Genomic DNA, 24,642 nt, shown 5'->3' with positions numbered 1-24,642 from the left:
GGCCGACCCTACCGGGCGGCCTTGTCCGCGAAGGCCGTCCAGCTGGTCACGTTGGGCGCCGACCACTCCTCGGGCGCGTGCAGGAAGTGCTCGCCCACGTGCGCGCGGAGCCGGTCAGGAACCTCGGTCGTCTTGTGCCCGCGGCAGTGGTAGACCAGCCCGCCCTGGCGCTGCCCCATGGCCATCCACGGCAGCCACGGCGAGACCCGGCACCACGAGAACACGCACGGCACACTCGGCTCGCCGGAGTCGAGATCCTTGGCCGAGGCGAAGAACTGGAACAGCTCCAGCGCCCGGTAGGTGTCACTGGCGGAGTTGTCGGGATAGTCGGCGACCTTGAGCGGCGACGGGTAGGCCAGCCGGATGTCGGCGTTGAAGACGACCTGGTCACCGAGCCTGGTGGTGGGCACGGGGTAGGCGCCGAAGCGCTGGTTGACCGGGTCGTTGAAGACGTGCCGGACCTCGACGGACGCCCCGGTGAACGGGTTGTCCCAGGTGTCGAGGATCTCGCGGGACTTCGGGTCGAGGTAGGCCGCGGCCTCCCTGGTCAGCATCTGCCAGCCGCCGTCGGTCTCGACCGCCCTGGCCACGTTGACGCCCTCGAAGCCGAACAGGTGATGCGGGCCGTCGTCCTGCTGCCAGCCGTAGACGTCTCCGGTCCACCACGAGATCGTCTCCGCGCCGTCGACCGAGGCACGCACGCGCATGAAATCCACAGGTCTCCCCCACGGGTGCTCTATTTGACGACGACCGCGAAGATCGCCTCGCCCGACTGTGCCTTGCTCTGCTCGTCGACCGGGCCGGCGCTGGCGTTGGGGCAGCGCCAGCAGTCGTACAGCCTGATCTCGGTGTTGCCCGGGTGCTTGCCGTTGAAGACGAAGTAGCTGGTGCCGCCCGAGCCCGGCCCGCCGCCGGCGCTCTCGTGTTCCTTGCTGATGAACGAGGCCACCTTGGCGTCGGGCACCGCCACGAGACGCCACTGGTCACCGGTGGACACGTTGTCGGCCACGGCCAGCGAGAACCGCTGGCCCGCGCCGACCTCCACCGTGACGGTCGAGCCCTTGGCGCCCTTGATCACCTTGCCGTAGTCGCTGACGGCCGACCCCGCGCCGCAGCCCGTGCCGGCCCCCAGCATGAGGAGGGCCAGCAGGGCGGTGGCGGCCGTTCGACGAATCACTCAGGCAGGCTATCGGGATCGGGGCTCACTTGCTCCTGTTGCGCCTCATGATCCGGCGCAGGACCAGCGCCACAAGGGCGCCGGCGGCGGCGATGACCAGGACGGGGCGCTTCCTGGCCTCCGTGGTGACCTTGTCGGCCGCGTCCTTGACCTGGTCGGGGGTGACGTCTCGTACCTTGTCGGCCACCTCGGCGGCCTTGTCCTTGGCGACGTCCGCCACTACGACGGCCTTGTCCTTCGCCAGTTCGGCCACGGCGGCCGCCTTGTCCTTGGCGACCTCGGCCACTTCGACGGCCTTGTCCTTGGCGACCCCGGCCACCTCGGTGGCCTTGCCCTTCGCCGCCTCCGCCGCGTCGTTCGCCCGGCCCTTCACGTCCGCCTTGTCGGCCAGGGCAGCCACGGTGTCGCCAAGTTCCTGACGGGTGTCCTTGATGTTTTTGTGCACGTCGTCCTCTTCCTCATCCTCGTCGTTAGCGTGCTCCGCCCTCAGCGACTCCGTCTCGCCTTCCCGGGCCCCGGCCGCCTCGGTGCGCTCGTCCACCACGGGCGGTTCGGGGATGAAGGTCTCGTGCTCCCGGCGGGCGGCCTCCGCCTTCATCGCGTTCTCCACCGCGCCCGGCCTGGTCGGCGGTACGTTGACGGACTCGTGGTCCGTCGGCATACCGACCGTCGTCCGACGGGCGCCCACGTCCCCAGCGTGCTGCTCGCTATATCCAGAACCGTCATATCCAGAACCGTCATATCCCTGCTCGCCGAATTCGGGGTCCGTCTCACTCATCGCCGAGCCCTCTCCTTGACCACGTCGATATCGGCCTTGACACTGGCGATCGTCTCTGCCGGCACCAGCGGCGCGGCCTGCTTCACCTGGTTCTTGCCAATGAGACCCAGCACGGCGGCGACGACGAACAAGACACCCGCCACAACAGCGGCAGCCGCCCACCCGGGCATCACCAGAGCGAGCAGCAGAATGACGGCGGTCACCAGAGCGGCGCCGCCGAAGAACGCGGTCATTCCCGCGGCCCCGAACAGACCCGCGCCGAATCCCGCCCGCTTGCCCTTCCGCGTGAGCTCCAGCCGCGCCAGCCGCAATTCGTCCCTGACGAGCCGGGAGACCTGCTCGGAGAGATCGTTGACCAGCTTGTGGGTGTCGTTCACATCGCCTCCTCTGCCGAGGAGGCGACTACCCAGCGAAGTGGCTTTCTATCACCGCTTGGCGGCTCGCAGCAGGAAGCCGACGACGGACAGAACCGGGGACTTGGGAACGTCGCACCAGTTGTCGGGCTGCTTGGGCTTGCTCCACGGGGAGGGCAGCTCACACGAAGGAGCCGACGGCTTGGGCCGTTCGCACCACGATCCGGGAGGATTCATATTTTCACTGTACAACTTCAACTGCGGGCGTCACGGGAATCTTCACCGTCGGGCGTCGCCGGAATCGCCGGGCCGCACGATGATGCCGGGCTGCGCGATGACGTGGATCAAAGGGGCGACCCGCCGGTAGGGATCGCTCGACCCGGCCCGCTCCTCGCACTCCAGCAGCAGGTCCAGGTCGTCGGGGAGAGGCGCGTCGTCGGCCGCCAGGTCCGTGAGCACCCGCACGCCGTACCACTGCCGGACGCCCAGCCCTCGTACGGCCAGGCGCCGCGTCAGGTCGTCGAGCCGGTCGGCCCGCGCCCGGACGCCCAGGCGGTTGGTGTACGCGTCCGCGTCGAACGCCTCCCTGGCCGCCGCCCAGTCCCCCGTCATCCCGGGCCGCATGGCCAGCGCGTCGCCGTTGCGCACGAGCAGCGACAGCACTCCACCGGGCGCGAGCACCGCCGCCATGGCGGTCAGGAGCGGGTCGGGGTCGTCGAAGTACATGAGCACGCCATGACAGAGGACCACGTCGAAGCTCCCGGGCCCGAACAGCTCCCCCATGCGCTCGGCGGGCGCGTGCACCACCTCGATGGCCATCCCCGGCTCGACCCGCTCCTTCAACAGCCCGAGCAGATCACTGGACGCGTCGAGCGCGGTCACCCGATGCCCCTGGGCGGCGATCCTGAGCGCCTGGGTGCCCTGCCCGCAGCCCACGTCCAGCACCCTCACCGGAAGGGGCGGGAGATGGGCCGCCAACTGGCGGCTCACCAGCTCCTGCCTGACCACGTCACGCAGGCTGCCCAGCCGCTCGCGCCACCGTTTCTCGCCTGCTGAGAACCCCATCATGAAGACCTTTCATAGAGTAAATCAATGGTCACGCAGTGTAGTATTTCCGATGACGCGAGCGAGAGGATGACCGCCATGGCCACCGGCACCACGCGCAGAAAGACACGCAGGCGCGCACCCGCGCCTGAGCCCGGCTGCGACTCCCGACCTTCGCCGGATTGGGGTCCGGGCTGGGGGCATTCCGGACCGACCGAGACCGAACTCAAGCGCGAACAACTCTGGCAAACCCTTATCCAACAGGACTGGAGAGCCGAGATCGTCTGTGGAAGGATAATAGTGAGCCCCTGGACGAAGAGGCGCCATGCAGATCTGGTCGACCAATTGATAGACCAGCTCAGCGACGTCAAGCGGGAGAACGGCTGGAAGTTCTACCAGACCTGGGCCGTTCACATCCCGCCCCATCGAGGCGACAAGCGGCTTCCCGATCTGCTGGTCGCACCACCGGGCAGTCCGGAGTTCGACGAGAACCAGGCGTACGGCCACGGCGCGCTCCTGGCCGTCGAGATCACCTCCCAGGACAGCCGGACTGACGATCTGCAAGTCAAGCCCGCCGAATACGCCCGGGCAGGCATACCCATCATGCTGATCGTCGACGAATTCTCCGAACCTCCATCGGTCACCCTGCTGTCGGACCCGCGTGATGGCGAATATCGCAACATGACCAAGGTGGATGAAGGCGAGCAGGTGAAGTTGCCGGAGCCGTTCGGGGTCGAGCTCGACACCGGCCTGATCTTCCGCTGAGCAAGGCACCCAGCCGGGGGCGCAAGTACGGGGCCTGAACAGCTTGATGACGCGAGCGAAAGGACAACCATGCCTGCCGGCAGCACGTACGGGAAGGCACATGGGCACGACCCCGCCCCGGGTCCAGAACGCCCGCCGATCGCCGCACCCACGTGGGGCCCTGGATGGGGCGCCCTGGGCCCCACGGACGAGGAGCTCCGCCGCGAACAGGTGTGGGAGAGACTCGTCGGGCAAGGACTGAGGCCGGAGATCGTGGATGGGCGGGTCTATGTGAGCTCCAGGGCCAAGAGGCGCCACTGTGTCCTGGTCGACCGGCTGGCGGACCAGCTCTGCGACGTCAAGCGGAAGAACGGCTGGGAGTTCTACCAGTCCTGGGCGGTGCACATCCCGCCGGGGCGCGGCGACAAACGGCTGCCCGACCTCCTGATCGCCCCGCCGGGGAGCCCGGAGTTCGACGGCAACCAGGCCTACGGATACGGCACGCTGATGGCCGTCGAAGTGGTGTCGTCCGACAGCCGCGACGACGATCTTGAAGCCAAGCCGGTCGCCTACGCGCGGGCGGGGGTCCCGATGATATTGATCCTCGACGACTTCTCCACCCCTCCGTCAGTCAGGCTGCTCCACGGGCTGTCCGACGGCGCGTACGACACCTCGATCGTCGTCGAGGCGGGGCAGCCGCTGCCACTGCCCGAGCCGTTCGGGGTCACGCTCGAGACCGGGCCCATCTTCCGCTAGGCGAGATACGCTGCCGAGATGCTGGTCGTACACGGGATCTGGGCAGGAGACGCCCTCGCCTTCTGGGCAGAGGACACCGACGGCACCTCACAATCTGCCAGCACGCCCATCGCCGGGACGACCGGCGGAGCCACCACCCACCCAGCCACCGACACCAGCGCGGAAGCCGCCCGCCAGACCACCGGGACAACCGCCCGGCCCGCCACCGGGACGACCGCTGGAGCCGCTCGGCCGGACACCGGGACGACCGCTGGAGGCGTCGTGCGGCCGCACCCGTTCGCCGCGACCGCCGTCGCGCTCGGCGATCTGCTCGGGCTCGCGTCTGCCCCGGCCGTCACGCTCCGTGAGCACGTCTCCTCCGCCGAGGGTTCGCAGGGGGTCCTCACGGAACGGCGGCCAGCCGATCGGCTGCCTCCGGTCCCGCTGGGCGGCTCCGTGCGCGGTCTGCGGTTGCTGTTGCCCGGTTCCGCCAAGGAGCCGCTGGCCTCGCCCGAAGCCGGGCGCCTGTCGGAGATCGTCCGGCCGCGCCTGCATCTGTGGGAGGTGCCCGCCGTCGTCCCGGCCACCGATGACGCGCTGCGGGTGCTTGCCGAACACCCCGGCGCCGCCACCGTACGCCACTGGAGCGTGGTGGCGGAGTTCGCGCGCGACCTCGTACGGCGGGGGCGGGTCATTCCCCAGCTCATCCCCCATGCCCACTCGGAAGAGGCCGGGGGGCGGGCCGTATGGCGGGCGGTGCTGAGCGGGGCCGACGCCGCCTACTTCCGGGACCTCGCCCTCGCCATGCCGCCCGCCAGCCGTACCTCCGAGGTCGAGCGCCCCTCCGTGGAGGTGCTCGGCGCGGCGCTGGACGCGTTCGCCGACGCGCTCGTCAGGGCGGCGCTCACCGAGCCGCTCGTGACCGGCCCCCGTACGGATCAGGAGCGGTGGCTGGCGGCGCTGACCGGGGCCGACGACAGCTGCCCGGACAGCCCGGAGCTGCGCCGTGAGCTGGAGGAGTGGCGGGCTTCCGTGACCGCCGCAGACGGGGCCGCCAGGGTGTGCTTCCGCCTGCTCGAACCCACCGGCGACCTCGACCACACGCCCTCTGCCGACGACCTCGACCTCAGCCTCGACCGCCTGGATAGCGCCGCCCCCGCTTCTACCGACGACCTCGACAACCTGGATGACACCGCCCCCGCCGACCACACTCGCGGCACCACCGGCACCACCACTGACGATGGCCGTGGCTGGCGGGTGGAGATCGCGTTGCAGGCCGCCGACGATCCCAGCCTCTACGTACGCGCCGAACGGGTGTGGAGCGGCGAGCCGGTGCCCGGACTGCCCAGAAGTCCGGAGCGCGAACTGCTGGCCGGGCTGGGCCGTGCCGTACGCCTGTACCCCGACCTCGACCGGGCTCTGCGGGTCGCCGAGCCGACCGGGCTGGAGCTGGACACGGCGGGCGCGTTCGGGTTCCTGCGGCAGGCGGCGCCGCTGCTGCAGGCCGCCGGGTTCGGGGTGCAGCTGCCGCGCTGGGCCGGCCGTACGAGGCTGGGGCTGAAGCTGACCACCCGCACCAAGAAGCAGAGCGCGGCCACCGCCCAGGGGTTCGGGCTGCGCGAGCTGGTGAACTTCCGGATCGACCTCGCGGTCGGCGACGAGACGATCAGTGAGGCGGAGCTGGCCGAGCTGGCCAGGCTGAAGGTGCCGCTGGTACGCGTCCGCGGGCAGTGGGTGGAGCTCGACGACCGTCAGCTCAAGGCCGCGCTGAAAGCCGTCGGGGGCGAGCGCACCGGCGAGCTGACCGCCGCCGACCTGCTGCGTCATGTGGTCCAGGGCGACGACGAGCTGCCGCTGCTGGAGGTCGACGCCGACGGCGTGCTCGGCGATCTGCTGTCCGGCCAGGCCGAGCGGCGGCTCCTGCCGATGGCCACGCCCAGCGGCCTGGACGCGACGCTGCGCCCCTATCAGGAGCGCGGGCTGGCCTGGCTGAGCTTCCTGTCGGAGCTGGGGCTGGGCGGGGTGCTGGCCGACGACATGGGGCTGGGCAAGACGGTCACCACGCTGGCGCTGCTCGTCCACGAGCGGGCCGACACGCCGACGCTGCTGGTGTGCCCGATGTCGCTGGTGGGCAACTGGGAGCGGGAGGCGGCCAGGTTCGCGCCGGGGCTGCGGGTCTATGTGCACCACGGCAGCGGCCGGGACGCCCAGGCGATCGGCGACGCCGACCTGGTGATCACCACGTACGGCACCGCCCAGCGGGACCTGGAGACGCTGCGACAGGTCGAGTGGCGGCGGGTGGTCTGCGACGAGGCCCAGGCGATCAAGAACAGCGGCACCCTGCAGTCCCAGGCCGTCCGGGCGATCCCCACGGGCACGCGGCTGGCCCTGACCGGGACACCGGTCGAGAACCATCTCGCCGAGCTCTGGTCGATCATGGAGTTCGCCAATCCGGGGCTGCTCGGGCCGCGGTCGCGGTTCAGGACCCGGTTCCAGGAGCCGATCGAGGCGCGCCAGGACGAGCAGGCCATGCGGGCGCTCAAACGGGCGACCGGCCCGTTCGTGCTGCGCCGCGTCAAGACCGACAAGTCGATCATCTCCGATCTGCCGGAGAAGATGGAGGTCAAGGAGTGGTGCCCGCTCACGCCCGAGCAGGCCAGCCTCTACCAGGCCGTCGTCGACGACATGCTGGGCAGGATCGACGACAGCGAGGGCATCGAGCGCCGCGGCCTGGTGCTGGCGGCCATGGCCAGGCTCAAGCAGGTCTGCAACCACCCTGCCCACCTGCTCAAGGACGGCTCGCTCCTGTCGGGCAGGTCGGGCAAGCTGGCCCGGCTGGAGCAGCTCGCGGAGGAGATCGTGGCCGAGGGGGAGAAGGCGCTGGTGTTCACCCAATACTCGGAGTTCGGCACGATGCTCCAGCCCTACCTCGCGCAGCGGCTCGACCGGCCGGTGCTCTGGCTGCACGGCGGCCTGCCCAAGAAGACGCGCGACCGCCTGGTCGAGCGTTTCCAGCATGATGACGAGCCGATGCTGTTCCTGCTGTCGCTCAAGGCCGCGGGCGTCGGTCTCAACCTGACGGCGGCCAATCACGTGATCCACGTGGACCGCTGGTGGAACCCCGCCGTCGAGGACCAGGCCACCGACCGTGCCTTCCGCATCGGGCAGCGTAAGAACGTACAGGTCCGCAAGCTCATCTGCGCGGGCACCCTTGAGGAACGCGTGGACGAGATGATCGAGCGCAAGAAGGCCCTGGCCGAGAGCGTGGTCGGCACCGGCGAGGACTGGCTGACCGACCTGTCCACCGGCGAGTTGCGTGAGGTCTTCCGCCTGACAGCCGAGGCGGTGAGCTGAAATGGCATGGTTCGAGGCCGCCAAGCCGATCAAGGTCGAGGGCGGGCTGCGGGCGCGCACTCAGCGGGGTTCGATCGGCTCCACCTGGTGGTCGCGGCGCTTCATCGACATCCTGGAGCGCGTCTGCGACAAGGGCCGCCTGTCCCGGGGCCGCGCATACGCCCGCGCGGGCCAGGTCCTGTCGATAGACCTCGCCCCCGGCCTGGTCACGGCGGCCGTCCAGGGCTCGCGGCGCAGGCCGTACGACATCAGGATCGAGATCGAGGCGTACGACGAGGCGCGCTGGACCGCCATCGAGGAGGCGATCGCGGCCCAGGCCGTCTACCGGGCGAAGCTGCTGGCCGGTGAGATGCCGACGGAGATCGAGGAGCTGTTCGCCGCGCTGGGCATCGACCTGTTCCCCCGGGACCTGGACATGGAGTGCTCGTGCCCTGACTGGGGTCTGCCGTGCAAGCATCTGTCGGCGGTGCTGTACCTGCTGGCGGAGTCGTTCGACGACGATCCGTTCCTGGTGCTGGCCTGGCGCGGGCGCAGCCGGGAGCGGTTGCTGGGGTCGCTGGCCGATCCGGAGCCGGAGCCGATCGCGGTGCGGGACGTGCCGTTCGCCGATCGGCTGGCCGACTTCTACGCCCCGGGCGCCACCGCCCACCGGCCCGAACGCCGTCCCACCGCGGTGGGCGCGGCCGATCTCCTGCCACGTGTCTTCCCGCCGCCGCGCGATCTGGCGGACCCGCTGGCCGCGGCGTACCGCCGCCTCGGCGAACCCCCGCATGATGAGAGCCGACCGGGGGTATCGCCACCGGATGGCATGCCGTATCAGTGAATTGGTGATCGATTGTCGAGACCCCGAGCGCCTGGCCGCGTTCTGGTGCGAGGTGCTTGACTACGTCATTCTCGAGCGGGACGAGGACGGCAGCATCGAGATCGGTCCTGAGGCCGAAGGCTTCGGCGGCCTCCAGCCGACGCTCGTCCTCAGCCCGGACGACCATCCGCGTACCGGAAAACTGCCGCTGCACATCGATGTGAGCCCCACCGACCGCGACCAGGACGCCGAGCTCGAACGCCTGCTGGCCGCCGGCGCCAAGCCCGCCGACGTCGGGCAGACGGGCGAGGAGTCCTGGTACGTCCTGACCGACCCCGAAGGCAATGAGTTCTGTCTTCTGCGCCGACGCCTGAGCGGCTAGTCGCCAAGCCTTAACGGTCGTCGAAGTCGGCGGGCACCATGACGCGCACCCCGTTGGGCACCACGCGGAGCCGGATCGGGGTGCGCAGGCGCACTTCGCCGTCGACGTCGGCCGCCATCGGCGGGTCGGTCTCCAGCAGCATCTCCCTGCCCATCACGAACGGCCCGCCGGCCAGGCTGCGCCAGCGGCCGGTCGTGGCGCGCACCAGCGTCTCGCCGAGCAGCCGCAGCTTCTTGCCCGAGCCGAGCTGGTAGGCGACCAGCATGCCGTTGTCGATGCTGACGTCCTTGGCCAGCTGCCAGCCGCCGTGGAAGCGGCCGTTGGCGATGTTGAGCTGGTGGGTGAACAGCTCGTGGCGCGTGCCGTCGACCGTGATGTACGCGCGGAACGGCCGGTGGCCGGGCAGGACCCGCAGCGCGGTCAGCGGGTAGGCGGGACGGCCGAGGATGCGCTTGAGCCACGGCTTGACCGTGCCCGCCACCTCGACGGACACGCCGAAGCTGGCCAGGTTGGCGAACGGCCGGTCACCCGCCATGCCGAGGTCGATGTCGGCCACCTTGCCGGTGGCGAACACCCCGACCGCCCCGGCCAGGTCGAGCGGCAGGCCCAGGCTGCGGGCGAAGTTGTTGGTGGTGCCCAGCGGCAGCACGCCGAGCGCCACGTCGCGGTGGGCCACGTGGCGGACCGCCGAGGACAGTGTGCCGTCGCCGCCACCGACGATCAGCAGGTCGGGCCGGGTCTCGAGTGCCTGGTCGAGCAGGGCGCGCAGCCGCTTGGGGTTGGAGACCGACAGCTCGGCCTGCGGCTCGAAGCCGAGGGCGTGGATCTGGTCGATCACCTCGAAGTAGTGCCGGCGGCCCCGGCGCGAGCGAGTGTTGACCACCACCGCCACCCGGCGGTCCTGACGGATCGCCTCGGTGTGCTCGGTCTTGGTACGCAATTCGCTCATGGTCATCCATGGTAGGTGCGCGGAGCGCCCCCTGGGGCCAGCCGAAGGGGCCGCCGGATAGTCCCGGCGACCCCTCGGTATCAGTTCTTCTGCTTACTTCTTCGGCGGGATCACCTGGACGATGGCGCCCAGATTGCCAGGCAGCGGCGAGACCAGCTTGAACTGGACGCCGAGCGCCTTGCCCTCGTCGCCCGGGTTGCCGGTGCCAGCCACGTGGCCGCCTCCCAGGTCCGTGCCGTACAGCTCGGTGGCCGGGGTTCCGTCGACGTTCACGACGCGGGTGCTGTACGGCTGGTCGCCCTTGGACGGGACGACCACCGACGCGTCGAAGTCGCGGTAGAACAGGCTGCCGTTCTGCAGTTCCAGACCTGGGTACCAGGTCTTGGCGTCGGTGAAGTTCGGCACGCCCTTCAGCGCCGGGATGTCCGTGCAGTACTCGCTGAACGGCTCGTCCGCCGCCTCCAGGCACTCCTTGAGCGGGTACGTCTTCCCGAAGGAGAACGCCGCGTTGGACGACTGGGTGCGACCTTCGAGGTTCTTGTGCCGCGACGGGTCCTTGGTCGCCGCGGTGCCGGTGCGGCGCAGCGGATCGAAGTGCGAGTCCACGACCAGCAGGCTGCCCTTCGACCCGATGCTCGGCTGGAGATCGAGGTTGTTGGACAGCGAGTTGTTGGTGAACGTCGAGTCGCGGTACCACACCAGCAGGCCGGGGGCGTTGTACTTGACCTTCTCCACCTTCCACGCCCCGTCGCGGGAGTAGTTGGTGTCGTAGGCGTACTGCAGGCCCTTGTCGAAGCCGTCGAAGTTGCGCCACTCGGCCAGGTAGAAGCGGGACACCTCGCGCGAGCCGTTGTTGATCGTCCAGCCCTGGCCGCTCGTGTTGGTGTGCGTGCCGCCGATGGCCTTCCAGCCGTTCTCGCCGCCTTCGACGTCGTCGCTCCACACGGCGGTGCCGCCGTTGGTGAGCTGGAAGTCGTCGGCGTGCCAGCCGCGCGGGGTGAAGGCCGCGTCGGTGTTGTACGCGAGGCGCAGCTTGATCGTCTTACCGGCGAACGCGTTCAGGTTGACGTAGTCGTGCCGCCAGCCGTTGGTGTTGCCGGTGAGCCCGTACTTCTTGTTGCCGAACGTCTTGAGGTTCTTGTTCGGGTCCGGGTAGCCGTCGGGCGTGCTGACCTCGTTGCCCGCCTCGTCGTAGACCTTCTGCTGGGCCCAGGTCTCGCCGCCGTCGGTCGAGACCTCGACGAAGCCGAAGTCCCAGTCCTGCTCGATCTCGTAGTTGTTCCACATCCAGAACCGCAGGTCGGTCCCGGCGGGCACCGCCACGTCACGGGTCAGCTTGACGTCCGCCCATTCCTGGTCCAGCCCGGACCACCAGGCGTTGGCGCCGCTGTGCGGGTCGACCATCTTCAACGGCGTGGAGGCCAGGTTCACCCGGACGCCGTCCTGGGTGAGCTTGGGCGTCCGCGACGACTGTCCGACGGTGACCAGCTTGGCGGCGTCGCCCGGGTTGAACGTCTTCGGGTTCGCCCAGCCGAGCACCCACTTGTCCCACAGACCCATGTGGGTCGGCATGGACTGGAAGATCGGACCTGAGTGCGAGCCGCTCGACATCAGGTCCCAGAAGTCGACGGCGGAGCTGGCCTGGCCCGAGGTGTCGTACAGGTCGGGCAGACCGAGGTCGTGGCCGTACTCGTGGGCGAAGACGCCGACACCGGAGTCCTCCGGCTGCACGATGTAGTTGGAGATCTTCTTGTCGCTGCCGGGGATCTTGTAGCCGCCGGCCACCGCGCTGGAGTGCGCCCAGATCGCGTACGTGCCCTCGGCGCCGCCGTCGGACGACTTGTCCTTGCCCGCGTGCACCATGACCAGGTGGTCGATGACGCCGTCGGGCTCGCTGAAGTTGCCGTCACCGTCGACGTCGGAGACGTCCTCGACGTCGTAGTCGGCCCACGGGAAGTTGGGCTGGCTCTTGGCCAGGGCGTCCACCGTGTCGATGGCGAGCTGGCCCGCGCCGAGCGGGTTGTCCGGGCTGCCGGTCATGTCCTGGGGAGCGCCACCGCAGGCCGCCGCGCCGTACCAGGCCTCGGAGTGCGGCGCCTTGATCCAGCCGACCGCGGAACCGGTGACCGAGTAGGCGCCCTTGGACATCTCCTCGTACATCTTCTTCATGGTGAAGCCGGAGATGTCGATGCCGGGACGGCCGTCGCGCGGGTCCTTCAAGTCGGGACGTACGCGCTGGGTGATGCCCTTGTCGGTGTAGAGCATCGTGTTGAAGTGCGAGGTGCTGAAGTCCTTGACCCAGAAGCTGTTGTTGTCCTTGTGCGGCAACGTCGCGGGGTCGGGGATGTTGTTGTGCAGCGGGCCGTTCTTGACCGTGCCCGCCGGCTCGACCACGCAGTCGTCAGGCGCGCTGTCGACCGTGCGCAGGCGGTTGTAGCCGGAGAAGTCGTCGTTGGCCTGGTCGTTGAACTCGACCAGGACGGTCAGCAGCTTGGCGACGCGGGTCTGCTTGGACTTCTTGAAGATGAAGTCGGCGGGGTTGCGACCGGTCTTGATCGCCTCGTTCTCGCGGGCCGCGAGCACACGGGCGGCGGCCGGGTTACCGCTGGTGAACTTCCTGTCGACCTTCTGCGCCGGGCTGAGCGAGCGGGCCTTCTGGTTGGGCAGGAGAGGCTCGTCGGGCGTCTCTTCGACGCGGGGCGGCGCATAGTTGATGTAGAAGTCGGACGCGCCCGGCTCGTACCTGGCGGCAGAGGCGGGGGCGGCGGGGACCGTCAACGCGGCGCCGAGGAGGGCGACCGCGGGTAATGCGGCTAACAGACGCTTTGTGCTGGGCACTGAGTAACCCTCTCTGCCCGGGATCGCCGGGCGCATGGCCACAGGGTGTGCAATGCCGGAATTTAGAGGGTGGGTAAAGCAAACGTAAAGAGCCCAGTTGAAATGTGATGAAACTAGAACAAAAGCAGCGCCCCAGTCACACCACCCACGATCGCCCCGCCGTAGCAGAGCACCGCGATCAGCGAGTCGTACCGGGCGATGCCGAACAGCTCCTCGCTGGTGAACCGGATCCGGTGCGCGGCGTGGAACAGGCAGAGCACGATGACCACGAGCAGCGCGAGCCGTACGAGGACGTTGCCCAGGAGCGCGCGCAGATGCGCGACGGTCGGCCAGTCGATCACACCGAGCGGCATGAGCACGCCGAACAGCAGGACCAGCACCGGCAGCAGCAGCGCGGCGGCCACTCCCCCGCCGCTGAAGAGCAGCCACAGGTACGGCTCCAGTGTCCGCTTCACGGTGACCTCAGGATGAAGTAGGCGATCAGGACGGACAGGGCCAGCCACGCCGAATGGTTGCCGCCCTGGATCATCCAGGCGGGCACCCGCCAGCCGTCGAGCCGGACCACGGTGGCCTTCGGGGCCAGGTTGAGGAACGTGACGGCGTGGAAGACGGTCGCGACCAGGGCCACCACGTTGACGGCGATCATCCAGGGCTGGGCGGCCAGGGCGGTGAAGTCCTGGAAGGTGCCGCCCAGCAGGGCGCCGACCAGCAGGAGCAGGAAGACGATCGTCCACGCGACCAGCACGCTGGTCAGCTCGCGCAGGACGAAGATCGTGTAGTTGCGGGTACGGGCGAACCAGAACGCGTCCCGCGGCGGCCGGTACGTGCTCGTCGCTCGCTCCCTCCCGGGCGGTCTGGTCATCGCTTGCTCCAGGGCAGTACCGAGCGCAGGGCGGCGGTCAGCTTGCCGCGCTGGATCGCCTCGGCCGGGTCCACGTGCTTGGGACAGACCCGCGTGCACTCCCCGACGAACGTACAGCCCCAGACCGCCTCCTCCAGGTTGAGCACGTCGAAGCGGTCGCCCATGTCCCGGGAGTCGAGGTTGTAGCGCTGCGCCAGCGCGATCGCGGCCGGGCCGAGGAAGTCGGGGTTGAGCACGTACACCGGGCAGGCCGAGTAGCAGAGCATGCAGTTGATGCACATGCTGTACTGCTTGTAGGCGTCGAGCTGCTCGGGCGTCTGCGCGTACTCCGTGGTCAGCGGCAGTTCCTCGCCCTCCCTGATGAGCCACGGCCGCACCGACGACAGCTTGGCCAGGAAGTCGTCGATGTCCACGACCAGGTCCCTGATCACCGGGAAGCCCTTGAGCGGCTCGATCCTGATCGGCCCGTCGCCGTACTCGGTGAGGAAGGTCCCGCAGGTCAGCCGGGGCTCGCCGTTGACGGTCATGCCGCACGAGCCGCAGATGCCCATCCGGCACGACCAGCGGAACGACAGGCTGCCGTCGAGGCGGTCCTTGACGTAGTTCAGGCCGTCGAGCACCGCCCAGTCGGCCGTCAGCGGCACGTCGTAGCCCTGGAACACCGGCTCGCTGTCCTGACCCGGCCGGTAGCGGGCGATCTCCAGCCGGATCGTGCGGGTGGCCGCGGCCTGCCGTACGGACTCTTCGGTGTCAGTCACGTCCATAGACCCTTTCCCCCGGAGGCCAGCGGGTGATCGTCACGGGCAGCAGGCCGACCGACGGCGTGCCGTCGGGCGCGCGGTGCACCAGCGAGTGCGCGAGATAGGTGCTGTCGTCCCTGGCGGAGAAGTCGGTGCGCTGGTGCGCGCCGCGCGACTCCTTCCGGTTGAGCGCGCAGGCGACGATGGCCTGCGCGACGTCGAGCATGGTGTGCAGCTCCTGCAGGTTGATCAGCTCGGTGTTGAACGTCGTGCTGGAGTCGTCGACGCGCGCCTCTGCCGCGCGTTCGCGCAGCTCGGCGAGGGTGTCGACGGCCCTGGCGAGCACGCCGCCGGTCCGGTAGATCCCGGCCGCACCCTCCAGCGTGTGCTGCATCTCCTCGCGCAGGTCGGCGATCCGCTCGCCCTTGCCCGAGGCGTCTCGCGCGCGCTCCAGCCGCCGCCGCTCGTCGTCCCCCTGTGTCCGTACGGCCTGGGGCTCGCCCTGCTCTTTGTGCTCTTTCGCGAACCTCGCGGCGGCCAGGCCCGCCCTCCTGCCGAACACGAGGATCTCCGGGAGCGAGTTCGAGCCGAGCCGGTTGGCGCCGTTGATGCTGACGCACGCGGTCTCACCCGCCGCGAACAGCCCGGCGACCGGAGTGGCGCCGTCGAGGTCGGTGTGGACGCCGCCCATCATGTAGTGCACGACCGGGCGGACCGGGATGAGGTCGGTCGCCGGGTCGAGGTTCTGGTAGCTCTTGCACAGCTCGCGGACGAACGGGATGCGGGCCTCGATCTTGCCCTCGCCGAGGTGGCGCAGGTCCAGGTAGACGACCGGTCCGTACGGGGTGTCGACCGTGCGGCCGAGCTGCTGTTCGTGCACGAACGCCTGGGAGAGGCGGTCGCGCGGGCCCAGCTCCATGCTGCGCAGCTTGGGGGTCGGCGTGGGTTTGCCCAGGTCGTAGTCCTGGAGGTAGCGGTAGCCGTCCTTGTTGATCAGCCAGCCGCCTTCCGCCCTGGCCGCCTCGGTGATGAGGATGCCGGTGAACGGCAGGCCGGTCGGGTGGTACTGGACGAACTCCATGTCCTTCAGCGGCGCGCCCGCCCGGTAGGCCAGGGCCATGCCGTCGCCGGTCTTGATCGCGGCGTTCGTGGTGAAGGGGAAGACCCGGCCGCAGCCGCCGGTGGCCAGGATGACGGTCCTGGCGGCGATGGTCTCGATGCGGCCTGTCCTGATTTCGACGGCCACGACGCCGTGGACCCGGCCGTCGTCGACGACGAGCTTGGTGACGTACCACTCGTCGTACCGCACGATGTCCCGATATTTCAGCGTTGTTTGGAACAAGGTGTGGAGTAGGTGGAAACCGGTCTTGTCGGCCGCGTACCAGGTGCGCATCCGCTTCATCCCGCCGAACGGCCGGACGGCCACCCGGCCGTCCGGCTCGCGGCTCCACGGGCAGCCCCAGTGCTCCAGCTGGATCAGCTCCCGGGGCGCCTCCTCCACGAACGCCTCGACCGCGTCCTGGTCGCAGAGCCAGTCGCCGCCGGAGATCGTGTCGTAGCAGTGCTCGTCGAGCGTGTCGCCGACGCCGATCACCGCGGCGGCGCCGCCTTCTGCGGAGACCGTGTGGCTGCGCATCGGATAGACCTTCGACACGACCGCCACCGTGAGCGCGGGGTCCGTCTCGGCGACCGCGATGGCCGCGCGCAGACCCGCTCCGCCTCCTCCGACGATGAGCACGTCGATCATGTGCGATCAGCTCCCGTGGTCGGGTTGTATCGGGTCCTTCACCCGCTTGCCGTCATGGCGGATGGCGGAGAGGTGGATGCTGCCGTCGTGGTACTCGTGGCGGATCCTGCGGCAGCCGCAGTCGAAGAGCTGGTCGCGGATCACCAGGCCGTAGCCGTCATCGTCGACGAGGCGCTCGCCGGCGGACTTCTTGCCGCAGGGGGCCGTCTCGGGGGTGAAGGGAGTCTTCGTGCCGGTCATCGCCGATCTCCTTAGATGGGCGAAACGTCATCTCCACACAAGCACCCCGGCCTTCTTCGGAGAAGGCCCGGTTTGGGCGGCTTTCGGATGGCCTCTGGCTGCCGTCGAGCTGCTTTCGGGCGGCTTTCGAGCTGTCTTCGGGCTCCTTCGGGCGGCTTTACGGCAGAGGCCGGTCAGCCGGGCTTCTCCTCGGTCTCTTCCGAGCCTTCCCCTCCACCCCCTTCGCTCTCCACTTCCTTAGCGCCCTCATCAGCCTCCTTAGCCCCCTCATCCAGTTCTTCCCCGGGCACTTCCTTCGGCAACGGCGGATAGTGCAGGTCGAACGCGGGCCGTTCGGACCGGATGGGCGGGAGGAAGGTGAAGTTGTGCCGAGGCGGTGGACATGAGGTGGCCCACTCCAGGCTGTTGCCGTAGCCCCACGGGTCGTCGAGCGTCACCTTGGGCGCCCGCCTGGCGGTCTTCCAGACGTTGTAGAGGAACGGCAACGTCGAAGCGCCGAGCAGGAATGCCCCGATGGAGGAGATCTCGTTCATCCCGGTGAAGCCGTCGGCCGCGCTGTAGTCGGCGTACCGCCGGGGCATGCCCATCGCCCCGAGCCAGTGCTGGATCAGGAACGTGGTGTGGAACCCGATGAACAGCGTCCAGAAATGCACTTTCCCCAGCCGGTCGTCGAGCATCCGCCCGGTCATCTTCGGCCACCAGAAGTAGAACCCCGAGAACATGGCGAACACCACGGTCCCGAACACCACGTAATGGAAGTGCGCCACCACGAAATACGTGTCGCTGATGTGGAAGTCGAGCGGCGGCGAGGCCAGAATGACCCCGGTCAGGCCACCCAGCAGGAACGTCACGAGAAACCCGACCGCGAACAGCATCGGCGTCTCGAAAGAGAGATGCCCCCGCCACATCGTGCCGATCCAGTTGAAGAACTTCACCCCTGTCGGCACCGCGATGAGGAACGTCATGAACGAGAAGAACGGCAGCAGCACCTGACCGGTGGGGAACATGTGGTGCGCCCACACGGTCATCGACAGTCCGGCGATCGCGATCGTCGCCCCGACCAGCCCGCCATATCCGAAAATCGGTTTGCGGCTGAACACCGGGATCACCTCGGTGATGATCCCGAAGAACGGCAGCGCGATGATGTACACCTCGGGATGCCCGAAGAACCAGAACAGGTGCTGCCAGATCAACGCCCCACCGTTGGCCGGGTCGAAGACGTGCGTACCGAACTTACGGTCCGATTCGAGCACGAGCAGCGCGGCGGCCAGCACAGGGAATGCCATGAGGACGAGCATGCTGGTCAGCAGGGTGTTCCAGGTGAACAGCGGCATCCGGAACATCGTCATTCCGGGGGCCCGCAACCCGATGATCGTGGTGATGAAATTGACGGAGCCGAGAATCGTACCGAGGCCCGACAACGCGAGCCCCATGATCCACAGATCGCCGCCGATGTGCGGCGTGAAGGTGGCGGTGGAGAGCGGCGTGTAAGCGAACCACCCGAATTCGGCGGCCCCGCCCGGCGAGACGAACCCGGCCAGCACGATCAGCCCGCCGAACAGGAACATCCAGTACGCCACCGCGTTGAGCCTGGGAAACGCGACGTCAGGAGCGCCGATCTGCAAGGGCATGATCACATTGGCGAATCCCGCGAACAGCGGCGTGGCGAACAACAGCAGCATGATCGTGCCGTGCATGGTGAACAGCTGGTTGTAGAGCTGCTGGCTCACGATCTGCATCCCGGGCTGTACCAATTCGGCCCTGATCACCATGGCCATAATGCCCGCGACGAGGAAGAACCCGAACGAGGTGATCAGATAGAGATAGCCGATGACCTTGTGATCGGTCGTCGACAGCCAGGACACAATGATCTTCCCGGTGCGCCGGCGTCTGACCTGCTCGATCGAGGTCTCGCGAACAGTCGTCACGAGTGCTCCCTCCTTTGCGGAGTGTGCTCTGCCCCCAATCCTCCAATTCCACGCCAACGATCGCCATACGGGAAGCAATTTTCAACATTCGCCGCACACGTCTTTGCCTGACGCCCCTTTTTCGGTCCATATGGCATGCACGCGGCGCATGGATTCCATGCGAGATCGTCGCTGGTGGACCACCCTCGACCCCCCGTAACGTTTCCCAATATGTCCCCCACCCCACCCTCCACTGGCCCGTCCGTGGGACCTCCCACCGGACCTTCCGTGGGACCTCTCACCGGACCTTCCGTGGGACCCTCCCCCGCAGCTTCCGTGGGACCCTCCCCCGCAGCTTCCGTGGGACCCTCCCCCGCAGCTTCCGTGGGACCCGCCACCGGGCCCTCCATCGGCCTTCATATGCCGAACGGCTTCGCAGCCGCGGACCGCCAGGGCGCGGCCCGCGTGGCAAGGCTGGCCGAAAGCCTGGGCTACGAGTCGCTGTGGACCGCCGACCACATCGTCCTCCCCAGCCCGCGAGTGGACTCCGCCCCCCTCGAACCGGACGCGCCGCTCCTGGACGCCGTGGTCTCGCTGGCCTTCCTGGCCGCCCACACCGAGCGCATCCTGCTGGCCACCGGCTGCGTCGTACTCCCCCAGCGCGACCCGCTGATCCTCGCCAAGCAACTGGCCAGCGTGGATGTCCTCAGCGGCAGCCGCCTGATCTTCGGCGTGGGCGCCGGCTACCTGGAGCCCGAACTCCGCGCCTTGGGCGTCCCGATGTCCGACCGCGGCTCCCGCCTGGAGGAGTACCTAGCGGCCATCCGCTCCCTCTGGCAGGACGAGAAACCCGCCTTCGACGGCCGGCACGTCTCCTTCAAGGACGTAGACGCCCACCCCCGCCCCCTGCAGCGCCCGGTCCCCGTCGTCATCGGCGGCCACTCACCGGCGGCCCACCGCCGAGCCGCCACACTGGCCGACGGCTGGTACGGCTGGATGCTGGGCCTACGCGCCACAGCCGACCAACTGGAGTCGCTCAGGGCCGTGTCGACGAAGCCCCTGCACATCTCAGTCACCCCCGCCCGCCGCCTCGACCCCGCCACCGTGAGGTCGTACGCGGAACTGGGCGTGGACCGCCTCATCGTGGCCACCCCACCGGGCCTGTCCTTGCCCGAGCTGGAATCTTTCATCCAACGAAACGCCCCAGCCGAATTCCTCACATAAGTCCCGAACCTTTCCCCGCTCCCCGGCATCCAACTCCGCATGAACATAAAGAAGATCACCTTGCTGACCGGCAGCGCCCTGGTTGCCGCCCTGCTGTTCCCGCCGGCGGCCGCCCTGGCGGCTCCGTCGATCCCGAAGAACTTCCTCCTGTACGAAAAGGAGGCCCGCAAGGACACCAAGCACGAACACTGGCTTCTCTCCCAGAACGACAACCTGATCGAGGTGGAAAACATCGAGTGCTCGAACGCCAAGCTCAAAAAGGACTGGATCGCCCGCCGCGACCTCACCTATGACCCGCACATGGGCGGCGGTGAGAAGACCAGCGCCGAACGCGGCGAACAGGTCCTCCTCTTCGCGAAGGCAAGCGCCGCGGAGAAACTGATGACCGAGTTCCGCACCCGCCTGACCAAGTGCGGCAAACTCGTCAAGGCAATCGACCCGAAAATCGGCGACGACTCGGTGGGCGCCGCGAGGGCCACCAAGTCGACGAAGTCCAATCCCGTACCCCAGACCCAGCAGTTCATCGCGGTCCGCAAGGGCGCGGCCGTAGCCATTTATTGGGACATGCACAACGACACCCCGGCCATCAGCACCCTGGCCAAGCACCAGTCGGACGCGACGAAGATGGCCGCCAAGCTCTGCCGCATCGGCAGTTGCTGAACGTCCTGGCCAACAGTCACTTCAAGGAAGATCCTGGTCCTTCGACGTGTTGCATGCCTACCCCCGCCGGCAGGACGCTGACGTCACCCGTTGTCCGCTCCTGTGCTGTGAGCGCAGCCATCAAGGCGCATATGGGGGCCGTCAGGTCGAGGAATCGAGACCAGGGCACTCCGTACTAAAGGAGATCGGCCAGATCGTCCGCGCTGATTCCCACGAGGGACAGGATGTTCCGCAAGGTCCCTTTGGGAAGATCCCGGCCATGATGGACGGGAACACTCACTGTGCGTCCGTCGTCATGGCGAAGGATCTGGTGACTGCCGCGGATGCGCGCGACGCTGAACCCGGCCTTCTCCAGGGCCCGGACGGCCTGGGCGCCGGTGATCGATGGAACAGGCGGCATCAGGCGACGTTCACCGTCACGGTCACCTCGGGTGACAGGCCGACCTCCTCGATCAGCGCGATCAGCGCTTCACGTAGGTCCTCCACCGCAGCCTCTGCTGTAGAACCGTCGCCGACCGCCCCAACTCCCGGACGAAGCTGGGCACTGGCGCACCACACTCCGTCCTCATCCCGTTCGAGAACGTACGGCACATGTTGGGTCCCGCTCATGACTCCATAGTGTACGGCCCTGGCCTGATCTTCGGCTTGGGCGCCGGCTACCTGGAGCCCGAACTCCGCGCACTGGGCGTCCCGATGTCCGACCGCGGCTCCCGCCTGGAGGAGTACCTAGCGGCCATCCGCTCCCTCTGGCAGGACGAGAAACCCGCCTTCGACGGCCGGCACGTCTCCTTCAAGGACGTAGACGCCCCCCGCCCCTTGCCACGCCCGGTCCCCGTCGTCATCGGCGGCCATACCCTGGCCGCCCACCGCCTCGACGCCGCCACCGTGAGGTCGTACGCGGAACTGGGCATGGACCGCCTCATCGTGGCCACCCCACCGGGCCTGTCCTTGTCCGAGCTGGATTCGTTTATCAAACGAAACGCCCCAGCCGAATTGCTCAAATAAGTACCGAACCTTTCCCCGCCCGCCTGCATCCAACTCCTCATGAACATAAAGAAGATCACCCTGCTGACGGGCGGCGCCCTGGTTTCGGCCCTGCTACTCCCGCCTGCGGCGGCCCTGGCCACCCCGTCGATCCCGAAGAACTTCCTCCTGTACGAAAAGGAGGCCCGCAAGGACACCAAGCACGAGCACTGGCTTCTCTCCCAGAACGACAACCTGATCGAGGTGGAAAACATCCAGTGCTCGGGCGCCAAGCTGAAAAAGGAGTGGATCGCCCGCCGCGACCTCACCTATGACCCACACATGGGCGGTGGTGAGAAGACCAGCGCCGAACGCGGCGAACAGGTCTTCCTCTTCGCGAAGGCAAGCGCCGCGGAGAAAATGATGACCGAGTTCCGCGCCCGACTGACCAAGTGCGGCAAACTGGTCAAGGTAATCGACCCGAAAATCGGCGACAACTCGGTGGGCGCCGCGAGAGCCACCAAGTCGACGAAGTCCAATCCCGTACCCCAGACCCAGCAGTTCATCGCGGTACGTAAGGGTACGGCCGTAGCCATTTATTGGGACATGCACAACGACACCCCGGCCATCAGCACCCTGGCCAAGCACCAGGCAGACGCCACGAAGATGGCCGCGAAACTCTGCACGATCGGCGACTGCTGAGCCGCCGCCTCTGGAGGGCCTCCGCTCCGCTCCGGGCGTTCTTCCGGTCAAGATCCCGCCCGTTACCCATTTGGGTGGTTAACCAGCTGATGCCCACCCCGCGCACAACGGGCTTCGGTCCATCGGCGCTTCGCGCTTTCGGGGCTCAGGCGCTTCTTCCAGTCGAGCCAACGGCTCGACCCCTGTAGGGCCTCGCGTTGCTCGGGCTGCCTTCCTCGGGCGCGCCTTCGGCGCGCAACCCGCCACGACTGGCGCTTCGAGAGGGTGGGCAGTTTATTGTGGCTGCCCACGAAATTTGCTGAGCCGGTCGCCTTTCCATACGCCGTGACTCCGGTCCTTTGCTTCCCGCAGGCCCGCCGAACCGATCACGTCTCTCTCAGATCATCACGGCGGGCCTGACCAAAGCCGAGTTAGGCCCGGCATCCTTGGCTATGACCCTTGCTTGCATCGATGGTGGTGTTTCAAGAGCCCTTCCCAGACCGGCCGGGCGTCCGAGTAACGGCCGCGGGCTGTCTCCTCGTAGTGCTTGCCGTTGAAGCGCAGGATGAGGAACTTGCCGCCCTCGCTGCACCACTCGTACTCCCCGCAACAGGAGGTTTCGGTTACCCGGAGAGAGCCATGGGGACTGTGCGGTTCCCATTCAGACATCGCGATCTGGCTCTGCCCCACCTTAATCGCCGGTGGCGATCACGGTCGGCGAGCTGGCCTTGATGCGGCGCAAGCGCAGCAGGGTCCTGCCGTAGATGTAGGAGGGTTGCCGCGCATGGCGGTCGAGACGCACCAGCCGAACCGTCCCTGTGGCACCGGGAGCCAACAAGCCGAGCGCTTCGGTCAGCAGTGCGGCAGCCCGTTCGGACTCAGCGGTGATGCCGCACGCTCCCCGCCCGGAGTGGTCGATGGCCATCCATGAGAAGAAGGCATCGGTCTCGAAGTGCATGAATACATCAGAGCCGTGCGTGGTAGCACGTCAGAAGAGGACACCAGAAGGCGCAGCCGGATGTCCGCCCCCGTGTCCGCCCGTCTCTGGAGGTGCGCTGGATGACCGACCACGTCCCGGCGGTTCCTGTCTGGGCCACCCGGCTGCTGGCCGCCCGTACCACCCAAGGCTGGTCGCAGCGAGAGCTGGCCCAGCAGCTGATCAGAGCCTCTGCCAAGCCGCTCCCTGAGCCGGCGAACCTGATCCGGCGCATTCGCGGCCACGAGACCGGCGAGCATCGGCCCGACGCCTTCTACACCAAGCTCTACTGCACTGCGTTCGGCGTGACGGAAGACCAGTTGTTCGGCACCGTCATCAAGCCGGTCCCCGCCCTCGCCCTTCCGTCACTGGCGCCCGACCCTGACCTGTACGAGCGCATCACCCGCGCCATCAAGAACCCGCCACGGGTCGATCTGGAAACCGTGCAATGGCTGGAACGCTGTCTGGCCGAACACCGCCGCGTCGAGGACACCATCGGCAGCCGTCCGCTGCTACCACTCGTCCACGCTCAGCTGTCCACCGTGGCAGACCTCGCGAGAGGCGCCAGAGGACCGCTGGCGGACCGCGCGGTCGCCGTCCTCGCCCAGTACGCCCAGTTCATCGCATGGATGTGCCAGGACTCCCGTGACCATCCCGCCGCGCTGGCCTGGTACGACCGCTCCCACGCCTGGGCCCTCGAAGCCGGAGACGCCTGCCTCGCTTCAACCACCCTGAACATGCGCGCCCACCAGGCATGGAGCCTCGGCGACGCACACCGCTGCGTCCGCCTCGCCGAGGCCTCCCGCTGGCAGTACGGCCGGACAACGCACGGCGTGCGAGGCATGGCCGCCCAGATGGCCGGCAGGGGACACGCCCAGATGGGCGAGGCCAACCAGGCACGCACCAGACTCGCCGAAGCCGAAGACCTCATCAGAACCGCGGCCGAACACCCCGACGACGAACCGCCCTGGATGTACTTCTACGGCGAGGGCTGGTTCCTCATGCAGCGCGGCATGGCCGAACTGGAACTCGGCGACGGCCGCCGCGCCACCGACTACATCGAACGCGGGCTGTCGACCCTGCCCGAGTCTTACCGGCGCGATCGAGCATGGTTCGGGGCCTGCCTGGCGCGAGCCCACATCATGCAGGGCGATGCCGAGGCCGCAACCTCCATCGCCTTGAACGTGGCTCCGGATGCTGCGGCGGTCAACGCCTGCGCCGTGGCCGAGCTCCGACGTGCCGCGCACGAACTGGCGGAGGCAGGCGCGTCCGGAGGACAGGCGATCAGAGACTCGCTCCTCGCCAGATACGCCAGATAGCGGTTGTCCGGCAATGCGGCGCCTGCCAAGATCGCAGCAAGACCCGCCGCGAAGCCGCCGACAAACTCACCAAAGAAGATCAACAACCACCGGCAGAACGCTCCCCGCACCACCCAGGACCCGCCCGTAGCCGACTACATCACGCATTGACTGGACTACGTCGCCGT

General features: G+C 68.1%; 27 protein-coding genes. 10 read left to right on the top strand and 17 right to left on the bottom strand.

Features of this window, described 5'->3' with window-relative positions; all coding sequences use genetic code 11:
• Window positions 1–8 precede the first annotated feature (8 nt).
• The 6 genes from AB0J16_RS44370 to AB0J16_RS44345 are packed head-to-tail and all read right to left on the bottom strand — an operon-like array spanning window position 9 to window position 3,376.
• A complete protein-coding gene (locus AB0J16_RS44370) occupies window positions 9–707 on the bottom strand; it encodes a DUF1838 family protein (RefSeq protein ID WP_358551432.1) in 699 nt (232 codons plus the stop codon).
• Window positions 708–736: 29 nt separating this feature from the next.
• The gene (locus tag AB0J16_RS44365) at window positions 737–1,177 is read right to left on the bottom strand and encodes a protease inhibitor I42 family protein (protein ID WP_358551430.1); all 441 of its coding nucleotides are present in this window, start codon (window positions 1,175–1,177) and stop codon (window positions 737–739) included.
• A 25-nt stretch (window positions 1,178–1,202) separates the two neighbouring features.
• Window positions 1,203–1,955 carry a DUF3618 domain-containing protein gene (locus AB0J16_RS44360; RefSeq protein ID WP_358551428.1) on the bottom strand — a complete coding sequence of 251 codons (753 nt, stop codon included), beginning with the start codon at window positions 1,953–1,955 and terminating at the stop codon, window positions 1,203–1,205.
• On the bottom strand, window positions 1,952–2,332 hold the full coding sequence (locus AB0J16_RS44355) for a phage holin family protein (RefSeq protein ID WP_358551426.1): 381 nt from the start codon (window positions 2,330–2,332) through the stop codon (window positions 1,952–1,954). Before AB0J16_RS44355 ends, AB0J16_RS44360 begins: the two co-directional genes overlap by 4 nt.
• Window positions 2,333–2,380: 48 nt before the next feature.
• The gene (locus AB0J16_RS44350) at window positions 2,381–2,545 is read right to left on the bottom strand and encodes a hypothetical protein (RefSeq protein ID WP_357951111.1); all 165 of its coding nucleotides are present in this window, start codon (window positions 2,543–2,545) and stop codon (window positions 2,381–2,383) included.
• 42 nt (window positions 2,546–2,587) lie between these two features.
• On the bottom strand, window positions 2,588–3,376 hold the full coding sequence (locus AB0J16_RS44345; protein WP_358551424.1) for a methyltransferase domain-containing protein: 789 nt from the start codon (window positions 3,374–3,376) through the stop codon (window positions 2,588–2,590).
• Window positions 3,377–3,451: 75 nt separating this feature from the next.
• Between AB0J16_RS44345 and AB0J16_RS44340 the strand changes: the two genes are divergently transcribed.
• The 5 genes from AB0J16_RS44340 (at window position 3,452) to AB0J16_RS44320 (ending at window position 9,369) form a co-directional block, all read left to right on the top strand.
• Window positions 3,452–4,117, top strand: coding sequence for a Uma2 family endonuclease (locus AB0J16_RS44340; RefSeq protein ID WP_358551422.1), 666 nt, complete (start codon window positions 3,452–3,454; stop codon window positions 4,115–4,117).
• Between the two features lie 69 nt (window positions 4,118–4,186).
• Window positions 4,187–4,852, top strand: a complete 666-nt coding sequence (locus AB0J16_RS44335; RefSeq protein ID WP_358551420.1) for a Uma2 family endonuclease — start codon at window positions 4,187–4,189, stop codon at window positions 4,850–4,852.
• Between the two features lie 18 nt (window positions 4,853–4,870).
• On the top strand, window positions 4,871–8,185 hold the full coding sequence (locus tag AB0J16_RS44330) for a DEAD/DEAH box helicase (protein WP_358551418.1): 3,315 nt from the start codon (window positions 4,871–4,873) through the stop codon (window positions 8,183–8,185).
• A 1-nt stretch (window position 8,186) separates the two neighbouring features.
• Window positions 8,187–9,008, top strand: coding sequence for an SWIM zinc finger family protein (locus AB0J16_RS44325; RefSeq protein ID WP_358551416.1), 822 nt, complete (start codon window positions 8,187–8,189; stop codon window positions 9,006–9,008).
• A complete protein-coding gene (locus AB0J16_RS44320) occupies window positions 8,989–9,369 on the top strand; it encodes a VOC family protein (RefSeq protein WP_358551414.1) in 381 nt (126 codons plus the stop codon). Before AB0J16_RS44325 ends, AB0J16_RS44320 begins: the two co-directional genes overlap by 20 nt.
• A gap of 10 nt (window positions 9,370–9,379) precedes the next feature.
• Here the strand turns inward: AB0J16_RS44320 and AB0J16_RS44315 are convergent, their stop codons facing one another.
• The 8 genes from AB0J16_RS44315 to ctaD form a co-directional block, all read right to left on the bottom strand.
• The gene (locus AB0J16_RS44315; protein ID WP_358551412.1) at window positions 9,380–10,318 is read right to left on the bottom strand and encodes a diacylglycerol kinase family protein; all 939 of its coding nucleotides are present in this window, start codon (window positions 10,316–10,318) and stop codon (window positions 9,380–9,382) included.
• Between the two features lie 93 nt (window positions 10,319–10,411).
• A complete protein-coding gene (locus tag AB0J16_RS44310) occupies window positions 10,412–13,156 on the bottom strand; it encodes an immune inhibitor A domain-containing protein (RefSeq protein WP_358551410.1) in 2,745 nt (914 codons plus the stop codon).
• Window positions 13,157–13,269: 113 nt separating this feature from the next.
• Window positions 13,270–13,611, bottom strand: coding sequence for a fumarate reductase subunit FrdD (gene frdD / locus AB0J16_RS44305; RefSeq protein WP_357951090.1), 342 nt, complete (start codon window positions 13,609–13,611; stop codon window positions 13,270–13,272).
• Complete coding sequence (locus tag AB0J16_RS44300; protein WP_358551408.1) at window positions 13,608–14,018, bottom strand: hypothetical protein; 411 nt, start codon at window positions 14,016–14,018, stop codon at window positions 13,608–13,610. Before AB0J16_RS44300 ends, frdD begins: the two co-directional genes overlap by 4 nt.
• The gene (sdhB, locus tag AB0J16_RS44295; protein WP_357951084.1) at window positions 14,015–14,776 is read right to left on the bottom strand and encodes a succinate dehydrogenase iron-sulfur subunit; all 762 of its coding nucleotides are present in this window, start codon (window positions 14,774–14,776) and stop codon (window positions 14,015–14,017) included. Before sdhB ends, AB0J16_RS44300 begins: the two co-directional genes overlap by 4 nt.
• The gene (gene frdA / locus AB0J16_RS44290; RefSeq protein ID WP_358551406.1) at window positions 14,769–16,505 is read right to left on the bottom strand and encodes a fumarate reductase (quinol) flavoprotein subunit; all 1,737 of its coding nucleotides are present in this window, start codon (window positions 16,503–16,505) and stop codon (window positions 14,769–14,771) included. Before frdA ends, sdhB begins: the two co-directional genes overlap by 8 nt.
• A gap of 6 nt (window positions 16,506–16,511) precedes the next feature.
• Complete coding sequence (locus AB0J16_RS44285; protein WP_357951079.1) at window positions 16,512–16,745, bottom strand: hypothetical protein; 234 nt, start codon at window positions 16,743–16,745, stop codon at window positions 16,512–16,514.
• A 173-nt stretch (window positions 16,746–16,918) separates the two neighbouring features.
• Window positions 16,919–18,673: a cytochrome c oxidase subunit I gene (ctaD, locus tag AB0J16_RS44280; protein ID WP_358551404.1), complete on the bottom strand. Its 1,755-nt coding sequence runs from the start codon at window positions 18,671–18,673 to the stop codon at window positions 16,919–16,921.
• A gap of 399 nt (window positions 18,674–19,072) precedes the next feature.
• On the opposite strand from ctaD, the gene AB0J16_RS44275 reads away from it, so the two are divergent.
• On the top strand, window positions 19,073–19,876 hold the full coding sequence (locus tag AB0J16_RS44275) for an LLM class F420-dependent oxidoreductase (protein WP_358551402.1): 804 nt from the start codon (window positions 19,073–19,075) through the stop codon (window positions 19,874–19,876).
• A gap of 60 nt (window positions 19,877–19,936) precedes the next feature.
• A complete protein-coding gene (locus AB0J16_RS44270; protein WP_358551400.1) occupies window positions 19,937–20,536 on the top strand; it encodes a hypothetical protein in 600 nt (199 codons plus the stop codon).
• 175 nt (window positions 20,537–20,711) lie between these two features.
• Here AB0J16_RS44270 and AB0J16_RS44265 read toward each other — a convergent pair whose 3' ends face one another.
• Window positions 20,712–20,936: a type II toxin-antitoxin system HicA family toxin gene (locus tag AB0J16_RS44265; protein ID WP_357951068.1), complete on the bottom strand. Its 225-nt coding sequence runs from the start codon at window positions 20,934–20,936 to the stop codon at window positions 20,712–20,714.
• Window positions 20,936–21,145: a hypothetical protein gene (locus AB0J16_RS44260; RefSeq protein ID WP_357951066.1), complete on the bottom strand. Its 210-nt coding sequence runs from the start codon at window positions 21,143–21,145 to the stop codon at window positions 20,936–20,938. The genes AB0J16_RS44265 and AB0J16_RS44260 overlap by 1 nt, the downstream gene beginning before the upstream one ends.
• Before the next feature lie 9 nt (window positions 21,146–21,154).
• Here AB0J16_RS44260 and AB0J16_RS44255 point away from each other — a divergent pair, with 9 nt between their 5' ends.
• Together AB0J16_RS44255 and AB0J16_RS44250 are read left to right on the top strand one after the other, a co-directional pair.
• Complete coding sequence (locus AB0J16_RS44255) at window positions 21,155–21,541, top strand: LLM class flavin-dependent oxidoreductase (protein ID WP_358551398.1); 387 nt, start codon at window positions 21,155–21,157, stop codon at window positions 21,539–21,541.
• 39 nt (window positions 21,542–21,580) lie between these two features.
• On the top strand, window positions 21,581–22,201 hold the full coding sequence (locus AB0J16_RS44250) for a hypothetical protein (protein ID WP_358551396.1): 621 nt from the start codon (window positions 21,581–21,583) through the stop codon (window positions 22,199–22,201).
• A gap of 670 nt (window positions 22,202–22,871) precedes the next feature.
• Here the strand turns inward: AB0J16_RS44250 and AB0J16_RS44245 are convergent.
• A complete protein-coding gene (locus AB0J16_RS44245; RefSeq protein WP_358551394.1) occupies window positions 22,872–23,138 on the bottom strand; it encodes a hypothetical protein in 267 nt (88 codons plus the stop codon).
• Between the two features lie 101 nt (window positions 23,139–23,239).
• Between AB0J16_RS44245 and AB0J16_RS44240 the strand changes: the two genes are divergently transcribed.
• Window positions 23,240–24,475 (top strand): helix-turn-helix transcriptional regulator, encoded by a 1,236-nt coding sequence (locus AB0J16_RS44240; RefSeq protein ID WP_358551392.1) that lies wholly within the window; start codon window positions 23,240–23,242, stop codon window positions 24,473–24,475.
• The last annotated feature ends 167 nt before the right edge of the window (window positions 24,476–24,642 follow it).

Source organism: Nonomuraea sp. NPDC049750 (genome assembly GCF_040659625.1).
Classification (GTDB): Bacteria; Actinomycetota; Actinomycetes; order Streptosporangiales; family Streptosporangiaceae; genus Nonomuraea.
The sequence above is the reverse complement of the archived record's forward strand: the minus strand, read 5'-3'. Positions and strand labels throughout refer to the sequence as shown.